This window comes from Rathayibacter sp. SW19 (assembly GCF_030866825.1).
GTDB lineage: Bacteria > Actinomycetota > Actinomycetes > Actinomycetales > Microbacteriaceae > Rathayibacter_A > Rathayibacter_A soli.
This window is the reverse complement of record NZ_CP133020.1, coordinates 4,421,645-4,441,708: the sequence shown is the minus strand read 5'-3', so window position 1 is coordinate 4,441,708 and position 20,064 is coordinate 4,421,645. Positions and strand designations below refer to the sequence as shown.

The window sequence follows — 20,064 nt, the reverse complement described above, 5'->3', positions numbered from 1 at the left end:
GTAACGACGCTTTTGGGTCTCGATACACTCGCTGGCGCTCGTTACTCGACCACCGGCGCGCTACTCGACCACCGGAATGGTGATCGTGCGGCCGTTGATAGATGCCGCCCCTTGCGACCACAGGCCGACGACGGATGCCGCGAGCGACTCTTCGAGGCCGGCCAACGACTTCACACGGAAGATCGTCGCTGCGGCGCTGGATTCCGCGCTCGCCGCCTTGGCGAAGCCTTGCGCCACCGCCAGGGTCCAGGCCTCTGCAGCCGCCTTGAGTGCGACATAGTTGGCACCGCCGGCGGTCGGATGCTCAACTGCCGTCGATGAGACGATCGCCAGTCGACCCGCCGTCGAGGCGACCAGGTCATCGTAAAAGGTGCGGCTGATGTTGCGCAGCGACGTCAGTGAGCCTTCCAGAAAGCGCCAGTCTTCGTCGCTCTGGCCGGCCAGACCGCCGCCACCGCGCCATCCGCCGACCAGGTTGACGAGACCGTCGATGCTTCCGAACTTGACGTGGATGCGCATTGCGAGCTCGGCCACGGCGGAAGGGTCGGTCAGGTCGCAGACGCGCGTGTCGGCATCCGGAACCTGCTCGGCGAGTGCGTCGAGATGCTCTTGACCGCGGCCGACCGCGAGCACCCGCGCGCCGGCCGCTGCGAGAGCGCGCGCGATCGCGATGCCGGACGCGCCGGACGCGCCCGCGATGAGCACGGTGCGTCCGGCGACCCCGGTGTCAACCATGCGCGGTAATGCCCGCGGTCGACTCGATCACGGTGCGCATCTTCTTGCCGAGTGCCTCGTAGAACATCGAGAGCGGGAACTCGTCGTCCAGCACGGCATCGGTGTAACCCTTCGGTGGCCCGGCAAGAATCTCGTCCGGTAGCCCCCGCGACCAGAGCGATGCCGGGTTCGGCGTGAGCACACTCGACACCAGCTCGTACGCGGCGAGCCAGTGCGCGGTCTTCGGCCGGTCGATCGAACGCCAGTACAAGTCGTTGATCGCATCGCTCAGGGCGACGACGACATCGGCGACCTCGTCCCAGTCGATGGCCAGCCGCGTGTCTGTCCAGTGCAGCACGTTGTGCTGGTGCAGCCAGGCGAACAGCAACTGGCCGCCGAGGCCGTCATAGTTGCGCATGCGGCTGCCTGTGAGCGGGAAGCGGAAGATCCGATCGAACAAGATCGTGTACTGCACGAGCTTCGCGTGTTCGAGGATGTCCTTACCCGACGGCGTGACCTCGTCCGCGGGAAGCGCGCTCAGCGTTCTCTCCAGCTTCACCGACTCGCGAAACGCGGTGAGATCGCAACGCAGTTCTTCGAGCGAGTACAGGAAGAACGGCATCCGCTGCTTGATCATGAACGGGTCGAACGGCAGGTCGCCGCGCATGTGCGTGCGGTCGTGGATGAGATCCCACATGACGAAGGTCTCCTCCGTCAGCGCCTGGTCGTCCAGTAGCCGGGCTGCGCCTTCCGGCAATTCGAGTTTGGTGATCTCGGATGCCGCGCGCACGACCCTGCGATAGCGTGCGGCTTCGCGATCCTGGAAGATCGCACCCCACGTGAACGACGGGATCTCGCGCATCGCGACGGTCTCCGGGAACAATACGGCCGAGTTGGTGTCGTAGCCGGGCGTGAAGTCGAGGAAGCGGATCGGCATAAACAGCTTGTTGCCGTAGTCGCCTGCCTCCAGCGCCGCGATGAACTCGGGCCAGATCACCTCGATCAACACGGCTTCCACGTGCCGGTTGGTCGACCCGTTCTGCGTGTACATGGGGAATACCACCAGGTGGCGCAGGCCGTCCACACGGTGCTGCTGCGGCTGGAACGCGTTCAACGCGTCGAGAAAGTCCGGCTCGGCGAAGTCACTGTCGACCCAGCGCGCGAAGTCTGTGCGCACGGCGTCCAAGTAGGCGGCGTCGTGCGGAAAGAGCGGAGCCAACTCGGCGATCGACGCGACGATCGTGGCGACGGATGCTCGCGCATCCGCGTGCCGCGTCGCATCCGGAATCGACCCGTCCTTCACCTGGTCGGCCTGCAGCGCGATCGCCGCGTTCTTCAGGGCCAGCCAGGCCGGATGCGTGGCGACATCTGCGGTCGCTGAGTTCGTTCCGGTCGCTGAGCTTGTTTCGGTCCCTGAGCTCGTTGAAGGGCGGCGGTCTTCGACAACCTCGGGCTCTCCGACAATGGTGTCTGCACTGAACTGTGATCCAGTGAACTGTGAGACGAATTGAGACATGGCGAACCTCCCGTCGTTGATCCGGCCGCGGGCGCGGACGTATAGCGCTGGAACCGCGCTTCTTTAAGCGTATCGGCCGGATCGGGGCGTTTTCTTGCCCATTGCGGTGATCCGTTGCGCGCGGAGTGGCCGCCACGCAGTTCCGTGCGGCCGTGCGGTGGTGTGGCCGTGTGCAGGTGCGCCCGCCATCGTAGCCCGCGACCCGTCACGTTTGGTCGCGAGAGGCGCCGAATCTGCGCCAAACGTGACGGGTCACGGCGCTGGAGCGCACCGCCGAAGGCGTGAAGGCAATAGGCTCGCAGCGTGGCAACTGCAGAGGATGTGATGGCGGCGCTCGCGGCCGTCGCAGACGCCGATGACGCTGTCTTCCTGCAACGCTTCTTCAAGACCGGCCCCGGTCAGTACGGCGAGGGTGACGTGTTCATCGGCGTGCGCGTGCCGAAAACGCGTGCCGTGGTCAAGCAGTTCGCCGACCTGCCGCTCGAAGAAATCGACGTGTTGATCGACAGCCCGGTTCACGAGCACCGGCTGGCTGGGTTGGTCACGCTGAACACGCAATTCGCGCGGGCGAGTGCGACGCGGCGGCGTGACGAGGGTCAGCGCGAACGCATCGCCGCGTACTACCTCGCCGCGGTGCGGCGCGGGCGGGTGAACAACTGGGATCTCGTCGACGCCTCCGCCGAATTCATCCTCGGCGAATACCTGGTCGACCGGCCGCACACCATCCTGATCGAGCTGGCCGAAAGCGAGAACCTGTGGTGGCGGCGCGTAGCCGTGCTATCAACATTCGCCTTCATCAAGCGGGGCGACGCATCCACAACGCTCGAATTGGCTGAGCTGCTGCTGAACGATCGCGAAGATCTCATGCACAAAGCAGTCGGCTGGATGCTCCGCGAAGTGGGCAAACGCGTCGATCCGACCCTGCTCATCGGCTTTCTCGACGCGCATGCGGCACAGATGCCGCGCACGATGCTGTCGTACGCCACCGAGCATCTGGATGCCGCGGTGCGGGCGGGGTATCGCGCGCGCCGGTGACGTGGATGCGCCGCGTGAAGTGGAGCGGGCGCGGTGCGGGGCCGTGCGCCGGTTTGTGTGGTGTGCGCCAGTTGAAGTGGCGCAGGATGCCGGAAGTGGCGCATGGCGGGCGCGCGCGGCGCATGGCGGGCGCGCGCTGCGCACGGCGAGAGGTCGCGGCATCCGGCGATCCTGGGATGATGGAGGGATGAGCAGAACCGTGCGCGGAGCCCGCGTCTTGATCACAGGAGCAGCCAGCGGCATGGGGCGTCTGTATGCGCAGCGTGCAGTGCTCGAAGGCGCTCGTGCGGTCGTGCTCTGGGACAAGAACGGCAAAGCACTCGGCGAGGCGGCGGATGAGCTCGCTGCGCTCGCATCGCCCGGCACCTCCGTGCACGCTTTCACGGTGGACATCGCCGAGCTCGGCGCAATCGCGCAGACCGCGCAGAAGGTGCGCAAGATCGCCGGCAACCCCGATGTGCTGATCAACAACGCCGGAATCGTGCGCAGCGCGTTGTTCTGGGAGCACGACAGCGGCGACGACACCCGCGCGACGATGCAGATCAATGCGCTGGCACCGATGTACATCACGCGCGAGTTCCTGCCCGGCATGATCGACAACCCTTATCGCGCGGCCCGGATCGTCAACGTCGCCTCTGCGGCCGGCCTTGTCGCGAACCCGCGGATGAGTGTTTACGCCGCCTCCAAGTGGGCGTTGATCGGCTGGAGCGAGTCGCTGCGGATCGAGCTCGAACAGCAGGATCACGGCAATGTGAAGGTGACCACCGTGGCTCCGACGTTCGTAGCGACCGGCATGTTCGACGGGGCACGCGGCCCGTTGCTCGCACCGGTGATGACGCCGGAGTATGTCGTCGAGCGGGTCTGGCGAGCGATGCTCGCGGGCAAGCCGATGCTGATGCTGCCTGGTTCCGTCGCGATCGCGAAGCTGCTGAAAGGCGTGCTGCCCACGCGGGCCTGGGATGTGGTGGCCGAACGAATGGGTATCTATAACACCATGGATGCCTTCACAGGGCGAAACGTCGGCCGCTGACAGCAGCGGCCGACTACAGGCCGTTGCGCTCAAGCCACGCGGTCAGCACTTCGAGGAACTCCGATGGGTTCTCCACGCTCGGAATGTGGGCGGTGTCGCTGAAAATGTAGCCGGCGGCATCCGGAATGGTGTTGAGCAGGTACGCCTGCTTGGTCAACGCTTCCGAGAGGTCGAACTCACCAACTGTGACGAGTGCGGGCACCTGAATATCGACCACGCGATCGTAGGCCGGCGGTTCGAGTGGCTCCGCGATCGGCGCCTCGGTGCAATGCGCGAGGTTGGGCCGGTTCAACTCGTACGCCGTCCGCACGAAGTCGGGATCGAGGACATCCGCCTGACGGTTCACGCCGAGGCACCAGAGTTCGACGTCGAGTCTGTTGAGTGCCGGCCAGTCTTGCGCCTGGAACGCGGCGTCGAGGCGGTCGACGAACGCATCCTCTTCGTCGGTGAGTTCCAGGTCGGGAAAGCCGCTCGGCCCGGCGCCGATCGTCACCAACCCGGCCACGCGCTCCGGTGTCTCAACCGCAAGGTCGATGCCGATCCGACCGCCGCGCGAAGCTCCGACCACGACGGCCTGCTCAACACCCAGGTGGTCAAGGACGTGCCGAGCATCCTCACGGTCGCGGTACGGCAAGTTTTCCGTTGCGCTCTGGCCGAAACCGCGTGCGTCGTAACGAACGACGTAGTGATCGACGGCGAGGGTCGAGATCAACGGGTCCCACATCCGCAGGTTTGCGATGCTGGCGTGCAACAACAACAGGGCGGGGGCGGACGCATGCCCGTCTGTCTCGTAGTACAGTCGTGCGCCCGGCACGTCGACGTGTGGCATAGGGCGAGCCTATGCTTGCGACGGGCACCTGGGCAATGCGCAGTGGGGTATCCCATCGTGAGACCGGCCAGTGTGAGACCGGCCACGATGTGAGACGAGCATCGAGCAGCCCGCCGTAGCTTGCGTTCGCCCGCGCCCGGCGATCGCCGGGACGCGTCACCGCAACCAGTGAGGAGGGAATGAATGCGTAAAAACATGCTGAGGAACGGACTTCGACTGTCTGCGCTCGGGCTCGGTGTCGCCCAGTTCGGCAACCTGTATCGCAAGACCACCGAAGAGGAAGCGGCCGGAGCGTTCGACGCTGCCTGGGAGGGCGGCATCCGCTACTTCGACACGGCGCCGCACTACGGCCTTGGCCTGTCTGAGCGACGTATCGGCGCGCTGTTGCTGCAGAAGCCCCGCGAGCAGTTCGTGCTTTCCACGAAAGTCGGTCGACTGCTCGAGCCGAATCCTGGTGGTGAGAACGAACGCGACGACGACATGTTCGATGTGCCAGCCACGCATCGGCGCAGGTGGGACTTCAGCGCCGATGGCGTCCGGCGCTCGATCGAGGAGAGTCTGCACCGACTCGGCTTGGACCGCATCGACATCGCCTACCTGCACGACCCGGACGATTTCGGCGAGCAGGCCATCAACGAGGCCATCCCGGCGCTCATCGAACTGCGCGAGCAAGGCGTGATCAGTGCCGTCGGCGCGGGGATGAACCAGTCCGCGTTGCCAGCCGAGTTCATTCGGCGCACCGACATCGACGTGATCATGCTTGCGGGCCGCTTCACGCTTCTCGAGCAGGGAGCTCTCGCCGAGCTGCTTCCACTTGCTGAGCAGGAGCATGTCGGGATCGTCATCGCAGGGGTCTACAACTCGGGACTGCTCGCAACCGCGCGCCCGAACGCCCGCTCCACCTACAATTACGCTGCGGCACCCACCGAACTGATCAGGCGTGCGACGGCCATTGCAGATGCGTGTCAGCGGCACGGCGTCGACCTGCCGTCAGCGGCGCTCGCCTACGTGTCCAGGCATCCTGCCGTTGTATCGGTTGTCGTCGGCGCTCGCACGCGAGATCAGGTGCGCGGCAATCTCGATCGGTTCGCGACTGTTGTACCGGATGAGCTGTGGCGCGACCTTGAGTCTCAGGGCCTGATCACTTCGGGTGTCTGAGCGCCGTGCTGGTGAGAGAACTCCTCAACCGCCAGAAGGTGAGTGCCCATGCGCAACCGGGCAGCATCCGGATCGTGCGCGGCAAGCGCGTGCTGGATCGCACGGTGCTCGGCGTGTGTGGCCTGCACGGCACCGGTTTCACTGATCGCACGCCACATGCGCGTGCGGATCGTGCGGCTGGCAAGAGCTTCGATCAGGGCTTCCAGCGCGGGATTCTCCGAGGCACGCGCAATAACCCGGTGGAAGGCGATATCGACCTCCATGATCGCGTTGTGATCGAGGTTTTCGCTGCGGAACACCATCGGTTCGATCGAGGTCAGCAGCTCGCCGAGTTTGGTGATTGCGGCGTCACCGATGAATCGGGCCGCAAGGCCGGCGGCCTCGGTCTCCAACACGCGCCGCACGGATTGCAGATATGGGCCATGGTCTGGGGAGTGCAGGTCGACCATGAAGCTCATCGGAGCCAGCAGAAGGCTCGGTTCCAGCGAGGTGACGTAGGTGCCGTCGCCTTGGCGAGTCTCGAGCACACCCATGATGCAGAGGGCGCGAACGCCTTCGCGTAGCGACCCGCGGGAGACACCGAGGCTCACGGCGAGCTCTTTCTCGACCGGGAGCCGGGAGCCTGCCTTGAGCGAGCCGTTCGTGATCATCCGCTTGATCTCTTCGACGACCACGTCGGTCTGCGATCGAGCGTTGCTCGCTGCGGCATCACCATCATGGTCGCTAGGCTTGCTATTCATCAGACCATTCTACGAACGGATGTCGTGACAGTCATCGATGCGCACCAGCACGTCTGGGATCCCGGCCGGGCACGGTACGACTGGCTCACTGCGGAGCTCGCACCGATCAACCGGGCGATCGATTTCGACGAACTGCGCCCGTCGCTGCGCCGCGCAGGCGTTCAAGCCACCGTGCTCGTGCAGGCGGCAGACAACAATGACGACACAGAACTGATGTTGGCAACTGCCGCAGCCAACCCCGGAGTCGTCGCGATCGTCGCGTATGTGCCGCTTGATCGCCCCGCCGAAGCTGCCACGCGGTTGCAGGAGCTGCGCCGAAACCCGCTTGTCGCGGGGGTGCGCAACCTGATTCACGACATTCCGGATCCCGATTGGCTGCTACGCCCGGATGTCGATGAAGGGCTGGGAGTGCTCGAAGACGCGGATGTGACATTCGATCTGGTCTCCGTGCTCCCTCGCCACCTGGAGTTGGTGCCGATCGTCGCTGAGCGGCATCCGCGGCTGCGAATCGTGATCGATCACCTGTCCAAACCGCCGATCGGCCTGCATGAATGGGAACCATGGTGGACCCTCATCGCCGAGGCCGCGCAGGTGCCGCATGTTCACGCGAAGGTCTCGGGCCTCTACGGCGCAACCGCGAACGGCGCCAGCTGGACGCCCGAAACCATCCGGCCGTTCTTCGAGCGGGCGGTGGAGGTTTTCGGAGCAGAACGCCTGATGTATGGCGGAGACTGGCCGATCTCACTCCGGTCAGGAGGGTATCAGCAGGTATGGGCGGGTCTGAACGAACTTTTCGCGACGCTCGACCCGGCGGACCGCCATTCCATTCTCGGCGAGACGGCGGCCCGCTTCTATCGAATCCCCGCGGCCCGGCTGGCGGCTGTCGACATCCTTTCGCGCGTTGACAGATAATTCATCAGATCTATAGGATTGCTTTGCGGTCGCGCGTCAACCGCCCGCTGAAAAGCCATCGACGAAGTTCGGCCGACGATCAGCAGTTAGCATTCACGGCGCGAAAGCGGAAGGAGCGTACATGGCATTCGCACGCCTCGGTGAGTTCGGCAGTGAGATTCCGGTCATCCAGGTGGACGGCACGAGCTACGACTTGCGCTCCGTGACTTCGCGCATCGATGGTGGCTTTCTGGCCGGCGGCGGAATCGAGAAGGCGCGCGCGGCGCTCTCGGCGGGGTCGCTGCCCGAGCTGGCTGGCGCATCCGGGTTGCGCATCGGCGCGCCGATTCAGTCGCCGGGCAAGATCGTCTGCATTGGCGTCAACTACGCCAATCATGCGGCCGAGAGTGGCATGGCCGTGCCCAGTGAGCCAGTGGTCTTCATGAAGGATCCGTCGACGATCGCAGGGCCGAACGACACCGTGCTCATTCCCGTCGGGTCGGTCAAGACCGACTGGGAGGTCGAACTCGGCGTCGTAATCGGCGCACCCGCTCGCTACCTGTCTTCGCCGGAAGATGTGGATGCCTGCATCGCTGGGTATGTGCTCTCGCACGACGTCTCGGAGCGGGAATTCCAGCTCGAACGCGGGGGCCAGTGGGACAAGGGCAAGAGTTGTGAAACGTTCAACCCGCTCGGCCCGGTGCTGGTTCCCGCAAATGAGATTGCCGATCCGCAGAGTCTCGGGTTGCGCCTGTGGGTCAATGGCGAACTGCGTCAGAATGGCACGACAGCCGACATGATCTTCGACGTGCGACAGATCATCGTGTACCTGAGCCAGTTCATGGTGCTTCGGCCCGGCGACCTGATCAACACCGGAACGCCTGCGGGTGTCGCTCTCGGCATGCCCGATCAACCATATCTGCGGCCCGGCGATGTCGTCGAGCTCGAGGTCGACGGACTCGGCCGTGCACGCAACACGTTCGAACAGGCCGTCGCGGGCGCGTGACCGTGACCAGGCACGCAGGCGACTAACACGCGGGCGAACAGCGCGCTGCCGAACAAGATGCAGGCGAACGACGCAGTGGCGAGATATCAGACGGCGAGACAGACAGGGAGAAAAGCGATGGCGGAATTCAGTGGGCTGACGGCGGCGGTCACGGGAGGAGCTTCCGGCATCGGCTTGGCTACGGCTCGGTTGCTCGCCGAGCGCGGCGCAACGGTGGTCGTACTCGACCTGGCGCCCGACGGCCTTCCCGAGCCTCTGGTGGGCATCCGAGCCGATGTCGCGTCCCGGCCCACGCTCGTCGCGGCCATCGCCGAGATCGAACGACGTTTCGGCGGCCTCGACATCCTCATCAACAACGCCGGCATCAGCGCGATCGGCACGGTCGAAGAGAATGATGACGATGAATGGGCGCACGTTCTCGACATCAACGTCGTCGGCATGGCGCGCATGAGCGCGGCGGCACTCCGCCTGCTGAGGCGCTCATCCGCGGCGGCCATCGTCAACGTCTGTTCCATCGCGGCGCTGAACGGGTTGCCGCAGCGAGCCGTCTATGGGGCATCGAAGGGCGCCGTGCTTGCGCTCACCTTCGCGATGGCGACCGATCACATTCGAGAGGGGATTCGCGTCAACTGTGTCAGCCCTGGCACCGTAAGCACTCCGTTCGTCGACCGCATGCTTGCCAAATTCGACGACCCCGTTGCCGAGCGCGCGGCACTGGACGCTCGTCAAGCGACCGGCCGCATGGTCTCTCCCGAAGAGGTGGCCGGTGCGATCGCCTACCTTGCCAGCCCACTGTCGGCATCCACTGCCGGGTCCGCCCTCGAAGTCGACGGCGGTGTGCACAACCTGCGGCTGCGAGCGCGGTGACACGGCAGCAGTGACACCCCAGCAGTGACACATCCGCACGCCCACGAACAATAAGAAAAGAGGCCACTGTGCCACGCATAACGTCCATCGTCACCGAAGACATCCGCTTTCCCACCTCGCTCGAGCTGGACGGCTCCGACGCGGTCAACGTCGACCCCGATTACTCCACCGCCTATGTCATGATCCGAACGGATGCCGGTGAGGTCGGTCACGCCTTCGTCTTCACCGGTGGGCGCGGCAACGAGATCATCACCGCGGCGATCGATTCCTTCGCGGCGCTGCTCATCGGCGCGGATGTCGATGCTCTCCTGAGCGACATGGGCGGCGCGTCCAGGCGACTGGTGCACGACTCGCAGTTGCGCTGGCTCGGCCCGGAAAAGGGCGTCACGCAGATGGCATGCGGTGCTCTCGTCAACGCGCTGTGGGACATCCGCGCCCGCCGCGACGGCAAGCCGCTCTGGCTATTGCTGAGCGAACTGCCGGTCGACGAACTCGTCGACATCGTCGACTTCACGCACATTCGGGACGCACTCAGCCCGGATGCCGCGCGCGACATCCTCGTGCGCGGCCAGGCCGGCAAGGCCGAGCGGATCGCCTCGCTCAAGGCCGACGGCTTCCCCGCCTACACCACCTCGCCCGGCTGGCTCGGGTACAGCGACGAGAAACTGGTGCGATTGAGCAAACAGGCGCTCGCCGACGGCTTCTCGATGGTCAAACTCAAGGTTGGCGGCGACATCGATGACGACCGGCGGCGGATGGCGCTGGCTCGGCAGGCGGTCGGCTCACTGCCCCTGGGCATCGACGCCAATCAGCGCTGGGGGGTCTCAGAAGCGATCGACTGGGTCAATCGGCTGGCAGAGTTCGACCCGTACTGGATCGAGGAACCGACGAGCACCGATGACATCCTCGGTTTTGCGCAGATCCACCGTGGTGTCGCACCGATCAAGGTTGCAACGGGCGAGGCCGTCGCCAATCGGATCATCTTCAAGCAGCTGTTGCAAGCGCAGGGCATCGACGTTCTGCAGCTGGACGCCACCCGGGTGGCCGGTGTCAACGAGAATGTGGCCATCCTGCTGCTCGCCGCCCAGTTCGGTGTTCCCGTCTGCCCGCACGCCGGCGGTGTCGGGCTGTGCGAAGTGGTGCAACATTTCTCATTCTTCGACTATGCGGCCGTATCCGGAAGTCAGGATGGGCGCATGATCGAATACGTCGACCACTTGCACGAGCACTTCGCCGAGCCGGTACGCATCGTGAACGGGCGTTACGCAGCACCGGCGCTGCCCGGCATCGGATCCGAGATGCTGGCGGCATCCCGGGAGCGGTGGGCCTTCCCCTCCGGCCCGGGCTGGCAGGAGGTCGGCGCGCGGGCGGCAGTGACGGGTGCGGCGATCACGCGGGATACCGTCGCCTGAGCGCCGGTTCGTGCTGCCAGGTTCAGCCGAAGATCATCGGCCGGTCGTCGTCTTCTTCGTCACCGGTGTCGGTATCGGTGTCCAGGTCGACGAGCACGGGCACATGGTCGCTCGGGCTGTCGCCCTTGCGTTCGTTGCGATGAATGGATGCTCCGCTCACCAATTCGGCGAACGCGTGCGATCCCATGATGAAGTCGATGCGCATGCCCTCGTTGCGAGGAAAGCGCAGCTGCTTGTAGTCCCAGAACGTGTAGCCGTCGGGCACGAGTGGGCGCACGACATCTGTCAGCCCGAGCTTTTCGAAAGCGCTGAACGCACTGCGCTCCGGCGGCGAAATATGCGTCGATTCGCCCGGCACAAAGCTCGGGTCACCCATGTCTGAATCCAGCGGTGCGACGTTCCAATCACCCATCAACGCAAGCGGCAGGTCTGGGGCCGCGGTCAGCCAATCGCGCGCGTCGGCTGCGAGCGTGGCAAGCCAGTCCAGCTTGTAGTCCAGATGCGGGTCGCCGAGCGCGCGCCCGTTCGGCACATACAGACTCCACAGGCGGATGCCGTCGACCGTGACCCCGAGCGCGCGCGCTTCGAGCGGTTGGTCTGGCCCGTCCTGACCCTTTGCGAAACCGGGCATGCCCTGGAACGCAGTTTCGACATCCGTCATCGGGCGCCGGCTGGCGAAGGCGACGCCGTTCCACTGGTTCAGCCCGTGGATTTCAAGGTCGTACCCGGCCTCTTCGAACGGTTCGCGCGGGAATTGTTCCGGCTTGCATTTGATCTCTTGCATGCCGAGCACATCGACATCTTCACGGACGAGCCAGTCGACGACTCTGCCGACACGAGCTCTAATGGAGTTGACGTTCCAGGTAGCGACGCGCATGGTTCAACGGTAGCGGAGGCCGCCGACAAGCGGCACCCGCCCGCATTGAAGGAGATAGTCGAGTTCCAAGGATCATTTGGGCGCAACAGGCCTCGCAACCCGACTATCTCCTTTCAACCGGCCAGAGCAGTCAGCTTCCCGGCGAGACCGTTAAGAGTCCTTCCTGAGCGGCCGCTTCCAACTGCCGCAAATCGTAACTGACGAGTGCGCCCGCTCCGATGCTCAAGGCCGTCGCGATGTGGATCGCGTCGAGCGTGCCGAGATGCGCCTGCGGCAGTCGGCCTGCCAGCTGCAAAATGGCCTCAGTCAAGCGAATCGTCCGGAACGGCCGAACGACCGGCTCAACGCGTAGGGCATCGATTCCGAGTCGGATTGCGAGTCGGCGCAACTCAGTCACGGCAATCGTCGAGATGGTGAATTCGTCACCGTCGCCGGCATGTTGTGCGAGTTGCTCGCGAAAGGGGCCCGACTCATCCTCTTCGACGAGTAACTTGCCCAAAGCCGACGTGTCGACCGCGACGATCATCCTTCAGCGCGCAGTTCTGCCAGGGCATCGTCCGTGCGCTCAGATACGCGCACGCCTTCAGGGAAAACCATGTCGCCCTTCGGCGCGCGTAGCGTCAACTCGTCGAGTGCGGAATGCTCCGACGGACTGAGGATTCCGACTGGTATGCCCCTGCTCGCGACGCGATACGACTCCCCACGGGCCAGTCCGCGCATGATCTCGCCCGAGTTGTTGCGGAGTTCGCGCTGGCTGATGGTCTTCACACGTCTATCGTAGCACTGATGTAGCACAAGGGTCGCCTTGCAGTGGAGGCTGGGCAAAGGCAGCCAGCACCCTCATCACATCACCAGCCCCCGCCCCCGCCGCCTCCGCCGCCTCCGCCGGAGAATCCGCCTCCACCGGAACCGCCGGAGAAGCTGCCACCGCCGTATGAGCCGGAACCGCTCGAGGCTGACGGTGTGGTGGCGAAATTGCCGCTGCCGACGACGCTGGTCAGAATGGCGATGTTCGCCAGATTGCCGGTGCCGGCGTACCAATCCGGTTCCTGCGTGACGGCATAGTTCTGTTCGAGCTCGCCGATCCATTGCTTCTCCAAGCCGAAGATCATGGCATACGGCAGGAGCTTCTCGTACAGCCGAATCACGGCCGAGCGGTCGGTGACATCGATGCGTTCTGCGGTGCCAGGCGCTTGCAACACTCGGATGCGATCGGCCTCCGCCAGTTGAATGTAGAGCCGGAGCCCGCGGAGGTGATCGCGCAACTCGGCGCCGGTCGCGGTGAGCCGGAAGGGCGGGATGGCAGCAATCCACGCGGTGATCGACAGAGCCAGCACCAGAACGAGGGCGAGCGATGTCCATCCGGAGTCGGCGTTCAGCTCCTTGCCCAGGATGAAGTGGGCGAAACTCAGCACCATCAGCGCCAAAGAACTCCAGGCGATCAGTCGCGGCCGCTTGGTGCGTGGTTTCGCCCGAAACTTCAGCGTGCGCACCTGGAGTTGTTGGTCGCTCCGGTGCTTGGCCAAGCGATCGCCAAGCGTGACGTCGGCACGATCGAGGCGGACGGTGCTTCCGATTGTCAGGTGGCCGAACAGGGTCGTGAGGATGACCGTTTCCGGCCCGGCCCGTGAGCTGACGTCGTCCTTCAGCAATTCCAGTTGGTAGCGGCGCTGTGCGGGCTCCATTGGAAATTCGCGGATGCGCACGATCTTGTTGACCGCGAAGCTCACGATTTGCGCCGACAATCCTGTCTTGCGCAGCCGCAGCAGCTCAGCCGCCAATGCGGGATACACATCTTTCGGCGGAGTGTACTCGGCGATGATCGTGGGGCGACCCGGCGCATCCCGCCACCGGAAGGTGCGCAACCACAGTGCCCACCCGGCCGCGAGAGCGGCGAGACCAACCAGCAGCCACGGCACGATGGTGAAGAACCAACTGTCTCGAAGCAGCGGTGGGGTGGCGAAGGTGAAGCGGTTGAAGCCGATTGCAACGGTCATGTTCTCGGACGGCCCTAGGTTGGTGCTCGTCGCCGTAATCGTCGTGCCGCTTCGGGCGATCGTGCAGCGGCGGGTGCTGCCTTCGATTCCTCGGTAGCAGGCCTGTTTGCCGGTGAGTTCTGAACTGAGCCCGGGTGCCAGATGCACACGCGCGGTGACCTGGTCGAATGGCTGCAGCCAGGCCGTGCCGTTGGTGTCCCAATAGAATTCGTCGGCGTTGGTGTCCGCGAACGAGCGGATCACGTTCCGCATCGTGTACGTGATGACATACGTCTGAGTGCCATGCACGAAGGTGCTGGCGTCGCCGATGCGCAGCGACGCGTAGCCGGCGTCCGCCTGGTCGCTCCGCACGTAGTGCAGGGGCCGGCCGGCGGCATCTGTCACCGAGACGACGTGAAGGCGCAAGTCGACTTCGTTGTAGGAGGTCGGGATATTGCGTTCGATGCCGTGGTTCTGGTCGGTGTTCGGAAAATTGGCCACGAGGGTTTCAACGGTGCGCAGGGTTGCATTGCGCCCGTCATCGCGGCCGAGGTAGTAATCGGCCGTGAACGAGTCGAAGCTGAAATCGTTGGCGGCGGTCGGCGCGTTCAGGTGAGCAGCGGGCGCCGGCGCTGCTGCCACGGGAGCGACCGCTGGCGCTGCCGTCGCCGCGCTCGCTGGCGTTGCGCTCGCAAGTGGGACCATGACGAGCGCGAATGCAGCGGCGGCGAGACGGAGGCGCATCCGCTCAGCGTAGCCAACCGGGCGGACGTTCTGTGCGAGCAACCTGCTCACATGCGCAGGTCGTCCGGCTCGGCTTGCCATGCACTGCATTGGCAGTAAGGATGAGTTGCAAGCATGTCGTGCGAGTCGGGCCGGTTCTCGGTACTTCAGTTCGACCAGCTCGATCGACGAAGATTGAGGAGCCAAGCAATGTCTATCAGCACACCGTCTAGCAGCACACCATCTGACAGCACACCCTCTAACAGCACGCCGCCAGCTGTGGGTTCGAATGTTGTTCGTGCGGCGATTACGCAGACGCGGTGGACGGGTGATAAGGCGTCGATGTTGGATAAGCATGAAGGGTTTGCCCGGGAGGCGGCGGCTGCTGGTGCGCGGGTGATTTGTTTTCAGGAACTGTTTTACGGCCCGTATTTCGGGATTACGCAGGATAAGAAGTATTACGGGTATGCGGAGGCGGCGGATGGGCCGATCGTGCAGCGTTTCGCCGCCCTGGCCAAGGAACTGAATCTGGTGATGGTGTTGCCGATTTATGAGGAGGACCAGCCGGGGGTGTATTACAACACGGCGGTGGTGGTGGATGCGGACGGGACCATCCTGGGGAAGTACCGTAAGCATCACATTCCGCATTTGGAGAAGTTTTGGGAGAAGTTCTATTTCCGGCCGGGGAATTTGGGGTATCCGGTTTTCGCGACGGCTGTGGGGCCGGTGGGTGTGTATATCTGTTATGACCGGCATTTCCCGGAGGGCTGGCGGGAGTTGGGTTTGGGTGGGGCGCAGATTGTGTTTAATCCGAATGCGACCAAGCCGGGTTTGTCGAACAGGTTGTGGGAGTTGGAGCAGCCGGCGGCTGCGGCGGCGAATGGGTATTTTGTGGCGGCGGCGAACCGGGTGGGGCGTGAGGATAACGAGTACGGCGATGAGGCGGTGACGTTTTACGGGAATAGTCAGTTCGCGGATCCGCAGGGCAACATTGTCGGCGGGTACGGGTCGGGGGAGGATGAGGAGGTCGTGATCCGGGATCTGGACTTGGACATGGTGCGGGCGGTGCGTGATGACTGGCAGTTCTACCGTGACCGCCGCCCCGATTCCTACACCCGCATCACCCAACCATAACGAGCGCTGGTTCAAGAGCGCCGCGAGGAACGAGCGACGCGTCTCGAAACCAGACCCTGCACCGCACAAGACACGGGTTTCGAGACGCGGCCTCCTTCGTCGGCTGCTCCTCAACCACCGGGTAACAGTAAGAGGATGACATGAAGACACTGATCAAGAACGGGACGGTCGTGAACGCGACCGGAACGGCATCCGCCGATGTGTTGATCGACGGTGAGACGATCGCCGCGGTGCTGGCACCCGGGTCGACGCTGCTCGGCTTCGACGTGGAACACAACGTTGACACCGTGATCGACGCGGCCGGCAAGTACGTGATCCCCGGCGGCATCGATGCGCACACACACATGGAGATGCCGTTCGGCGGCACGAACGCCTCCGACACGTTCGAGACGGGTACCCGCGCGGCTGCGTGGGGCGGCACGACGAGCATCGTCGACTTCATCGTGCAGTATCCCGACCAGAACGTCGTCGACCAGTACCACCTGTGGCACGAGAAGGCCGCGGGCAACTGCGCGATCGACTACGGCTTTCACCAGATCCTCTCCGATGTGCAGGATTCGTCGCTGACCGCGATGGACGAACTCGTCGCAGAGGGCGTCACCAGCTTCAAGCTGTTCATGGCATACAAGGGTGTGTTCCTGTCTGATGACGGGCAGATCCTGCGGGCATTCCAGAAGGGCGCCGAGAATGGCGCCATGATGATGATGCACGCTGAGAACGGTGCGGTCATCGACGTTCTCGTGAAGCAGGCGCTTGAGGCGGGCAACACTTCGCCATATTTCCATGGCACGACGCGGCCCTGGCAGGCGGAGGAAGAGGCCACGCACCGGGCGATCATGATCGCAGACATCACCGGTGCGCCGCTGTACATCGTGCACGTGTCCGCGAAGCAGGCCGTCGAGCAGATCGCGGCCGCGCGTGCGAGGGGCAGGAATGTGTTCGGCGAGACCTGCCCGCAGTACCTCTACCTGTCGCTCGAGGAGCAGCTCGGCGCCTCCAGCGAGGAATGGGGGAGTTTCGAGGGCGCCAAGTGGGTGTGCTCGACCCCGTTGCGCTCGCGCGAAGAGGGTCATCAGCATCACATGTGGCAGGCGCTGCGCAAGAACGATCTGCAGATGGTCTCGACCGATCACTGCCCGTTCTGCATGAAGGGCCAGAAGGACATGGGGATCGGCGATTTCTCGAAGATCCCGAACGGCATCGGGTCGGTCGAACACCGGATGGACTTGCTCTACCAGGGCGTCGTCGAGGGCAACATCTCACTGCCGCGCTGGGTGGAGGTCACCTCGACAACGCCGGCGCGCATGTTCGGGATGTACGGCAAGAAGGGTGTCGTCCAGCCGGGCGCAGACGGGGACGTGGTGATCTACAACCCGAACGGCCATACGTCGATCGGTGTGGGCAAGACCCATCACATGAACATGGACTACAGCGCGTGGGAAGGCTTCGAGATCGACGGTCACGTCGACACGGTGCTCTCGCGTGGCCGGGTCATCATCGACGACAACCAGTATCTCGGGCACGCCGGCGATGGCGCCTTCATCAAGCGTGGCCTGACCCAATACCTGACCTAAAGACCTGTTGATCGAGTAACGCGCGACGCAGGAGCACGTGTATCGAGATCTCCAGACCAATGCCTTGGTCTCGATACGCGGCGCTCGTGCCTCGCGTCGCTACTCGACCAGCGGAAACGTAAGGACGAAAAAAGATGGATTTCGGAGTCGTACTTCAAACCAACCCGCCGGCCTCGCGCACGGTGTATCTCGCGAAGCTCGCCGAGCAATACGGTTTCACGCACGCGTGGACGTTCGACTCACACCTGCTCTGGCAAGAGCCGTATGTGATCTACAGCCGCATCCTCGCCGAGACCAGCCGCATCATCGTCGGCCCCATGGTCACCAATCCGGCGACGCGAGACTGGACGGTCACTGCGTCAACGTACGCGACGCTCAACGAGATGTACGGCAACCGCACAGTCTGCGGCATCGGCCGCGGCGACTCGGCCGTGCGGGTCACCAACGGTGCACCGACGACGCTGAAGACACTACGCGAATCGATCCATGTGATTCGCGAACTCGCGAACTCCCGCCCGGTCGAATACAACGGTGCGACGCTGCAATTCCCGTGGAGCCACGGCTCGTCTCTCGAGATGTGGGTCGCGGCATACGGGCCGCTCGCGCTCAAACTCGCCGGTGAGGTCGGCGACGGCTTCATCCTGCAGCTGGCGGATGTCGACATTGCCGCGTGGATGATCAAGACCGTGCGGGATGCCGCGTCCAACGCCGGCCGGGATCCCATGTCCGTCAAGTTCTGCGTTGCGGCTCCGATGTACATCGGTGACGGCTCCGAAGAATCGCGAGCGCACATGCGCGAGGAGTGCCGCTGGTTCGGTGGGATGGTCGGCAACCACGTGGCCGACATCGTGGCGAAATACGGCACCGGCGGCGCGATTCCGCAGGCGCTCACCGACTACATCGCCGGCCGTGAGGGCTACGACTACAACGAGCACGGCCGCGCCGGCAACACCCACACCCAGTTCGTGCCCGATGAGATCGTCGACCGATTCTGCGTGCTCGGCACTGCGGATGACCACATCGAGAAACTCACGCGGCTGAAAGAACTCGGGGTGCACCAGTTCGCAGGCTACCTGCAGCACGACAACAAGGAAGAGACGTTGCGCGTCTATGGGGAGACTGTGATCCCGGCGCTCTCGCAGCACGTGGTGGCAAAGTCATGAACAACGATGTGAACACAGCCACGAACACCGCCACGAATCACAACAACGCAAGCCGCAACAACGCGGGCCCCAACAACGCAAGGGAGCAGTCATGAACGACCTGAATCCGGCCGACGGGCAACGCGCCCATGACCTGGACGTCGCCCATGTCTTCCACTCCTGGTCCGCACAGGCGGGGCGCAATCCGCTGGTGATTGCCGGCGGCAGCGGATGCCGCGCGTGGGACTTCGACGGCAAGCAGTATCTCGACTTCTCGAGTCAGTTGGTGAACCTGAATATCGGGCACCAGCATCCGGCCGTCATCGAAGGCATCAAGCGCCAGGCCGAGCAGTTGGCCACCATTGCGCCAGCGACGGCCAACCTCTCACGCGGCGAAGCCGCGCAACGGATCGTCGATCTCGCGCCCGACGGCTTCAATAAGGTCTTCTTCACCAATGGCGGCGCGGATGCGAATGAGAACGCAATCCGGCTCGCTCGCCTGCACACGGGGCGCGACACCATCTTGTCCAGTTACCGCTCATACCACGGCAACACGGGTGCAGCCATCGTTGCGACGGGCGACTGGCGGCGCGTGCAGAACCAATACGCGCGCGGGCACGCACACTTCTTCGGGCCGTACCTGTATCGCAGCGAGTTCTGGGCGTCAACACCGGAACAGGAGAGCGAGCGGGCCCTGCGCCACCTGGAGCGCGTGATCCAGTCTGAGGGGCCGGCGTCGATCGCCGGCATCCTGCTCGAATCGATCCCCGGCACGGCCGGTGTGCTCATTCCGCCGCCCGGCTATCTGGCCGGTGTTCGCGCACTTGCCGACCGCTATGACCTGGTGCTGATCCTCGACGAGGTGATGGCGGGCTTCGGCCGGTCCGGCCGCTGGTTCAGCTTCCAGGGCTACGACGTAACCCCCGACCTGATCACGTTCGCCAAGGGTGTGAACTCGGGCTACGTGCCCGCCGGCGGTGTCATCATTTCGGATGCGATCGCTCACGACTTCGACAGCACCGTCTTCCCCGGCGGCCTCACCTACAGCGGGCATCCGCTTGCGATGGGCTCGATTATTGCAACCCTGGACGCCATGAAGGCCGAGGGCATCGTCGAGAACGCCGCTCGGGTCGGCGCCGACGCGATCGGTCCGGGTCTTGCGGAACTGGCCGACAAGCATCCGTCAATCGGTGAGGTGCGCGGCGAAGGCGTGTTCTGGGCGGTCGAACTGGTCGCCGATCGCGACACCCGCGAGCCGCTCGCGGCCGCGAAGATGGGCGCGCTGAAGGCTGGGCTGCTCGAGCGCGGCATGCTTCCGTTCATTCAAGACAACAGGGTGCACGTCGTGCCGCCGTGCATTGTCACAGACGCCGAGGTCGCAGAGGCCATGGCGATCTATGACGACGCGCTGACCTCGATCGAATAGCAAACAAGGGATCC

Annotated in this window: 19 protein-coding genes; 11 read left to right on the top strand and 8 right to left on the bottom strand. The window is 64.2% G+C overall.

The window, feature by feature from the left end; genetic code table 11:
• Positions 1–60: 60 nt before the first annotated feature.
• Together QU604_RS20640 and QU604_RS20635 are read right to left on the bottom strand one after the other, a co-directional pair.
• Positions 61–735 carry an SDR family NAD(P)-dependent oxidoreductase gene (locus tag QU604_RS20640; protein WP_308466477.1) on the bottom strand — a complete coding sequence of 225 codons (675 nt, stop codon included), beginning with the start codon at positions 733–735 and terminating at the stop codon, positions 61–63.
• Complete coding sequence (locus QU604_RS20635; protein ID WP_308466476.1) at positions 728–2,230, bottom strand: DUF6421 family protein; 1,503 nt, start codon at positions 2,228–2,230, stop codon at positions 728–730. Before QU604_RS20635 ends, QU604_RS20640 begins: the two co-directional genes overlap by 8 nt.
• A gap of 303 nt (positions 2,231–2,533) precedes the next feature.
• Between QU604_RS20635 and QU604_RS20630 the strand changes: the two genes are divergently transcribed.
• The gene (locus tag QU604_RS20630) at positions 2,534–3,265 is read left to right on the top strand and encodes a DNA alkylation repair protein (protein WP_308466475.1); all 732 of its coding nucleotides are present in this window, start codon (positions 2,534–2,536) and stop codon (positions 3,263–3,265) included.
• 187 nt (positions 3,266–3,452) lie between these two features.
• Entirely contained in the window at positions 3,453–4,295 is an 843-nt protein-coding gene (locus tag QU604_RS20625; protein WP_308466474.1) for an SDR family oxidoreductase, read from the top strand.
• Between the two features lie 13 nt (positions 4,296–4,308).
• Here QU604_RS20625 and QU604_RS20620 read toward each other — a convergent pair whose 3' ends face one another.
• Positions 4,309–5,124, bottom strand: a complete 816-nt coding sequence (locus QU604_RS20620; protein ID WP_308466473.1) for an alpha/beta fold hydrolase — start codon at positions 5,122–5,124, stop codon at positions 4,309–4,311.
• A 183-nt stretch (positions 5,125–5,307) separates the two neighbouring features.
• On the opposite strand from QU604_RS20620, the gene QU604_RS20615 reads away from it, so the two are divergent.
• Positions 5,308–6,282 carry an aldo/keto reductase gene (locus QU604_RS20615; protein ID WP_308466472.1) on the top strand — a complete coding sequence of 325 codons (975 nt, stop codon included), beginning with the start codon at positions 5,308–5,310 and terminating at the stop codon, positions 6,280–6,282.
• Here the strand turns inward: QU604_RS20615 and QU604_RS20610 are convergent.
• Positions 6,255–7,022: a FadR/GntR family transcriptional regulator gene (locus QU604_RS20610; protein WP_308466471.1), complete on the bottom strand. Its 768-nt coding sequence runs from the start codon at positions 7,020–7,022 to the stop codon at positions 6,255–6,257. The genes QU604_RS20615 and QU604_RS20610 overlap by 28 nt on opposite strands.
• Before the next feature lie 24 nt (positions 7,023–7,046).
• Between QU604_RS20610 and QU604_RS20605 the strand changes: the two genes are divergently transcribed.
• The 4 genes from QU604_RS20605 (at position 7,047) to QU604_RS20590 (ending at position 11,198) form a co-directional block, all read left to right on the top strand.
• On the top strand, positions 7,047–7,934 hold the full coding sequence (locus QU604_RS20605) for an amidohydrolase family protein (protein WP_308466470.1): 888 nt from the start codon (positions 7,047–7,049) through the stop codon (positions 7,932–7,934).
• Positions 7,935–8,055: 121 nt separating this feature from the next.
• Positions 8,056–8,919: a fumarylacetoacetate hydrolase family protein gene (locus QU604_RS20600; RefSeq protein ID WP_308466469.1), complete on the top strand. Its 864-nt coding sequence runs from the start codon at positions 8,056–8,058 to the stop codon at positions 8,917–8,919.
• A 117-nt stretch (positions 8,920–9,036) separates the two neighbouring features.
• Positions 9,037–9,786 (top strand): SDR family NAD(P)-dependent oxidoreductase, encoded by a 750-nt coding sequence (locus tag QU604_RS20595; RefSeq protein ID WP_308466468.1) that lies wholly within the window; start codon positions 9,037–9,039, stop codon positions 9,784–9,786.
• Between the two features lie 68 nt (positions 9,787–9,854).
• The gene (locus QU604_RS20590) at positions 9,855–11,198 is read left to right on the top strand and encodes an enolase C-terminal domain-like protein (protein ID WP_308466467.1); all 1,344 of its coding nucleotides are present in this window, start codon (positions 9,855–9,857) and stop codon (positions 11,196–11,198) included.
• Between the two features lie 22 nt (positions 11,199–11,220).
• On the opposite strand, the gene QU604_RS20585 is transcribed toward QU604_RS20590, so the two are convergent.
• The 4 genes from QU604_RS20585 to QU604_RS20570 all read right to left on the bottom strand — a co-directional run bounded on the left by QU604_RS20585 (position 11,221) and on the right by QU604_RS20570 (position 14,795).
• Entirely contained in the window at positions 11,221–12,075 is an 855-nt protein-coding gene (locus QU604_RS20585) for an exodeoxyribonuclease III (protein WP_308466466.1), read from the bottom strand.
• A 130-nt stretch (positions 12,076–12,205) separates the two neighbouring features.
• Positions 12,206–12,601 carry a type II toxin-antitoxin system VapC family toxin gene (locus QU604_RS20580; RefSeq protein ID WP_308466465.1) on the bottom strand — a complete coding sequence of 132 codons (396 nt, stop codon included), beginning with the start codon at positions 12,599–12,601 and terminating at the stop codon, positions 12,206–12,208.
• On the bottom strand, positions 12,598–12,843 hold the full coding sequence (locus tag QU604_RS20575) for a type II toxin-antitoxin system Phd/YefM family antitoxin (protein ID WP_308466464.1): 246 nt from the start codon (positions 12,841–12,843) through the stop codon (positions 12,598–12,600). Before QU604_RS20575 ends, QU604_RS20580 begins: the two co-directional genes overlap by 4 nt.
• A gap of 80 nt (positions 12,844–12,923) precedes the next feature.
• Entirely contained in the window at positions 12,924–14,795 is a 1,872-nt protein-coding gene (locus tag QU604_RS20570) for a DUF2207 domain-containing protein (RefSeq protein ID WP_308466463.1), read from the bottom strand.
• A gap of 189 nt (positions 14,796–14,984) precedes the next feature.
• On the opposite strand from QU604_RS20570, the gene QU604_RS20565 reads away from it, so the two are divergent.
• The 4 genes from QU604_RS20565 to QU604_RS20550 all read left to right on the top strand — a co-directional run bounded on the left by QU604_RS20565 (position 14,985) and on the right by QU604_RS20550 (position 20,050).
• The gene (locus QU604_RS20565; protein WP_308466462.1) at positions 14,985–15,908 is read left to right on the top strand and encodes a nitrilase-related carbon-nitrogen hydrolase; all 924 of its coding nucleotides are present in this window, start codon (positions 14,985–14,987) and stop codon (positions 15,906–15,908) included.
• Positions 15,909–16,048: 140 nt separating this feature from the next.
• Positions 16,049–17,482 (top strand): dihydropyrimidinase, encoded by a 1,434-nt coding sequence (gene hydA / locus QU604_RS20560; RefSeq protein ID WP_308466461.1) that lies wholly within the window; start codon positions 16,049–16,051, stop codon positions 17,480–17,482.
• Between the two features lie 134 nt (positions 17,483–17,616).
• Complete coding sequence (locus tag QU604_RS20555) at positions 17,617–18,645, top strand: TIGR03842 family LLM class F420-dependent oxidoreductase (protein WP_308466460.1); 1,029 nt, start codon at positions 17,617–17,619, stop codon at positions 18,643–18,645.
• Positions 18,646–18,736: 91 nt separating this feature from the next.
• On the top strand, positions 18,737–20,050 hold the full coding sequence (locus QU604_RS20550) for an aspartate aminotransferase family protein (protein ID WP_308466459.1): 1,314 nt from the start codon (positions 18,737–18,739) through the stop codon (positions 20,048–20,050).
• The last annotated feature ends 14 nt before the right edge of the window (positions 20,051–20,064 follow it).

Bases quoted from the DNA above. Each gene is read 5' to 3' on its own strand.
- QU604_RS20640 (WP_308466477.1), bottom strand. From the start codon at position 735: ATGGTTGACACCGGGGTCGCCGGACGCACCGTGCTCATCGCGGGCGCG.
- QU604_RS20635 (WP_308466476.1), bottom strand. From the start codon at position 2,230: ATGTCTCAATTCGTCTCACAGTTCACTGGATCACAGTTCAGTGCAGAC.
- QU604_RS20625 (WP_308466474.1), top strand. From the start codon at position 3,453: ATGAGCAGAACCGTGCGCGGAGCCCGCGTCTTGATCACAGGAGCAGCC.
- QU604_RS20620 (WP_308466473.1), bottom strand. From the start codon at position 5,124: ATGCCACACGTCGACGTGCCGGGCGCACGACTGTACTACGAGACAGAC.
- QU604_RS20615 (WP_308466472.1), top strand. From the start codon at position 5,308: ATGCGTAAAAACATGCTGAGGAACGGACTTCGACTGTCTGCGCTCGGG.
- QU604_RS20610 (WP_308466471.1), bottom strand. From the start codon at position 7,022: ATGAATAGCAAGCCTAGCGACCATGATGGTGATGCCGCAGCGAGCAAC.
- QU604_RS20600 (WP_308466469.1), top strand. From the start codon at position 8,056: ATGGCATTCGCACGCCTCGGTGAGTTCGGCAGTGAGATTCCGGTCATC.
- QU604_RS20595 (WP_308466468.1), top strand. From the start codon at position 9,037: ATGGCGGAATTCAGTGGGCTGACGGCGGCGGTCACGGGAGGAGCTTCC.
- QU604_RS20585 (WP_308466466.1), bottom strand. From the start codon at position 12,075: ATGCGCGTCGCTACCTGGAACGTCAACTCCATTAGAGCTCGTGTCGGC.
- QU604_RS20580 (WP_308466465.1), bottom strand. From the start codon at position 12,601: ATGATCGTCGCGGTCGACACGTCGGCTTTGGGCAAGTTACTCGTCGAA.
- QU604_RS20570 (WP_308466463.1), bottom strand. From the start codon at position 14,795: ATGCGCCTCCGTCTCGCCGCCGCTGCATTCGCGCTCGTCATGGTCCCA.
- QU604_RS20565 (WP_308466462.1), top strand. From the start codon at position 14,985: ATGTCTATCAGCACACCGTCTAGCAGCACACCATCTGACAGCACACCC.
- hydA (WP_308466461.1), top strand. From the start codon at position 16,049: ATGAAGACACTGATCAAGAACGGGACGGTCGTGAACGCGACCGGAACG.
- QU604_RS20555 (WP_308466460.1), top strand. From the start codon at position 17,617: ATGGATTTCGGAGTCGTACTTCAAACCAACCCGCCGGCCTCGCGCACG.
- QU604_RS20550 (WP_308466459.1), top strand. From the start codon at position 18,737: ATGAACGACCTGAATCCGGCCGACGGGCAACGCGCCCATGACCTGGAC.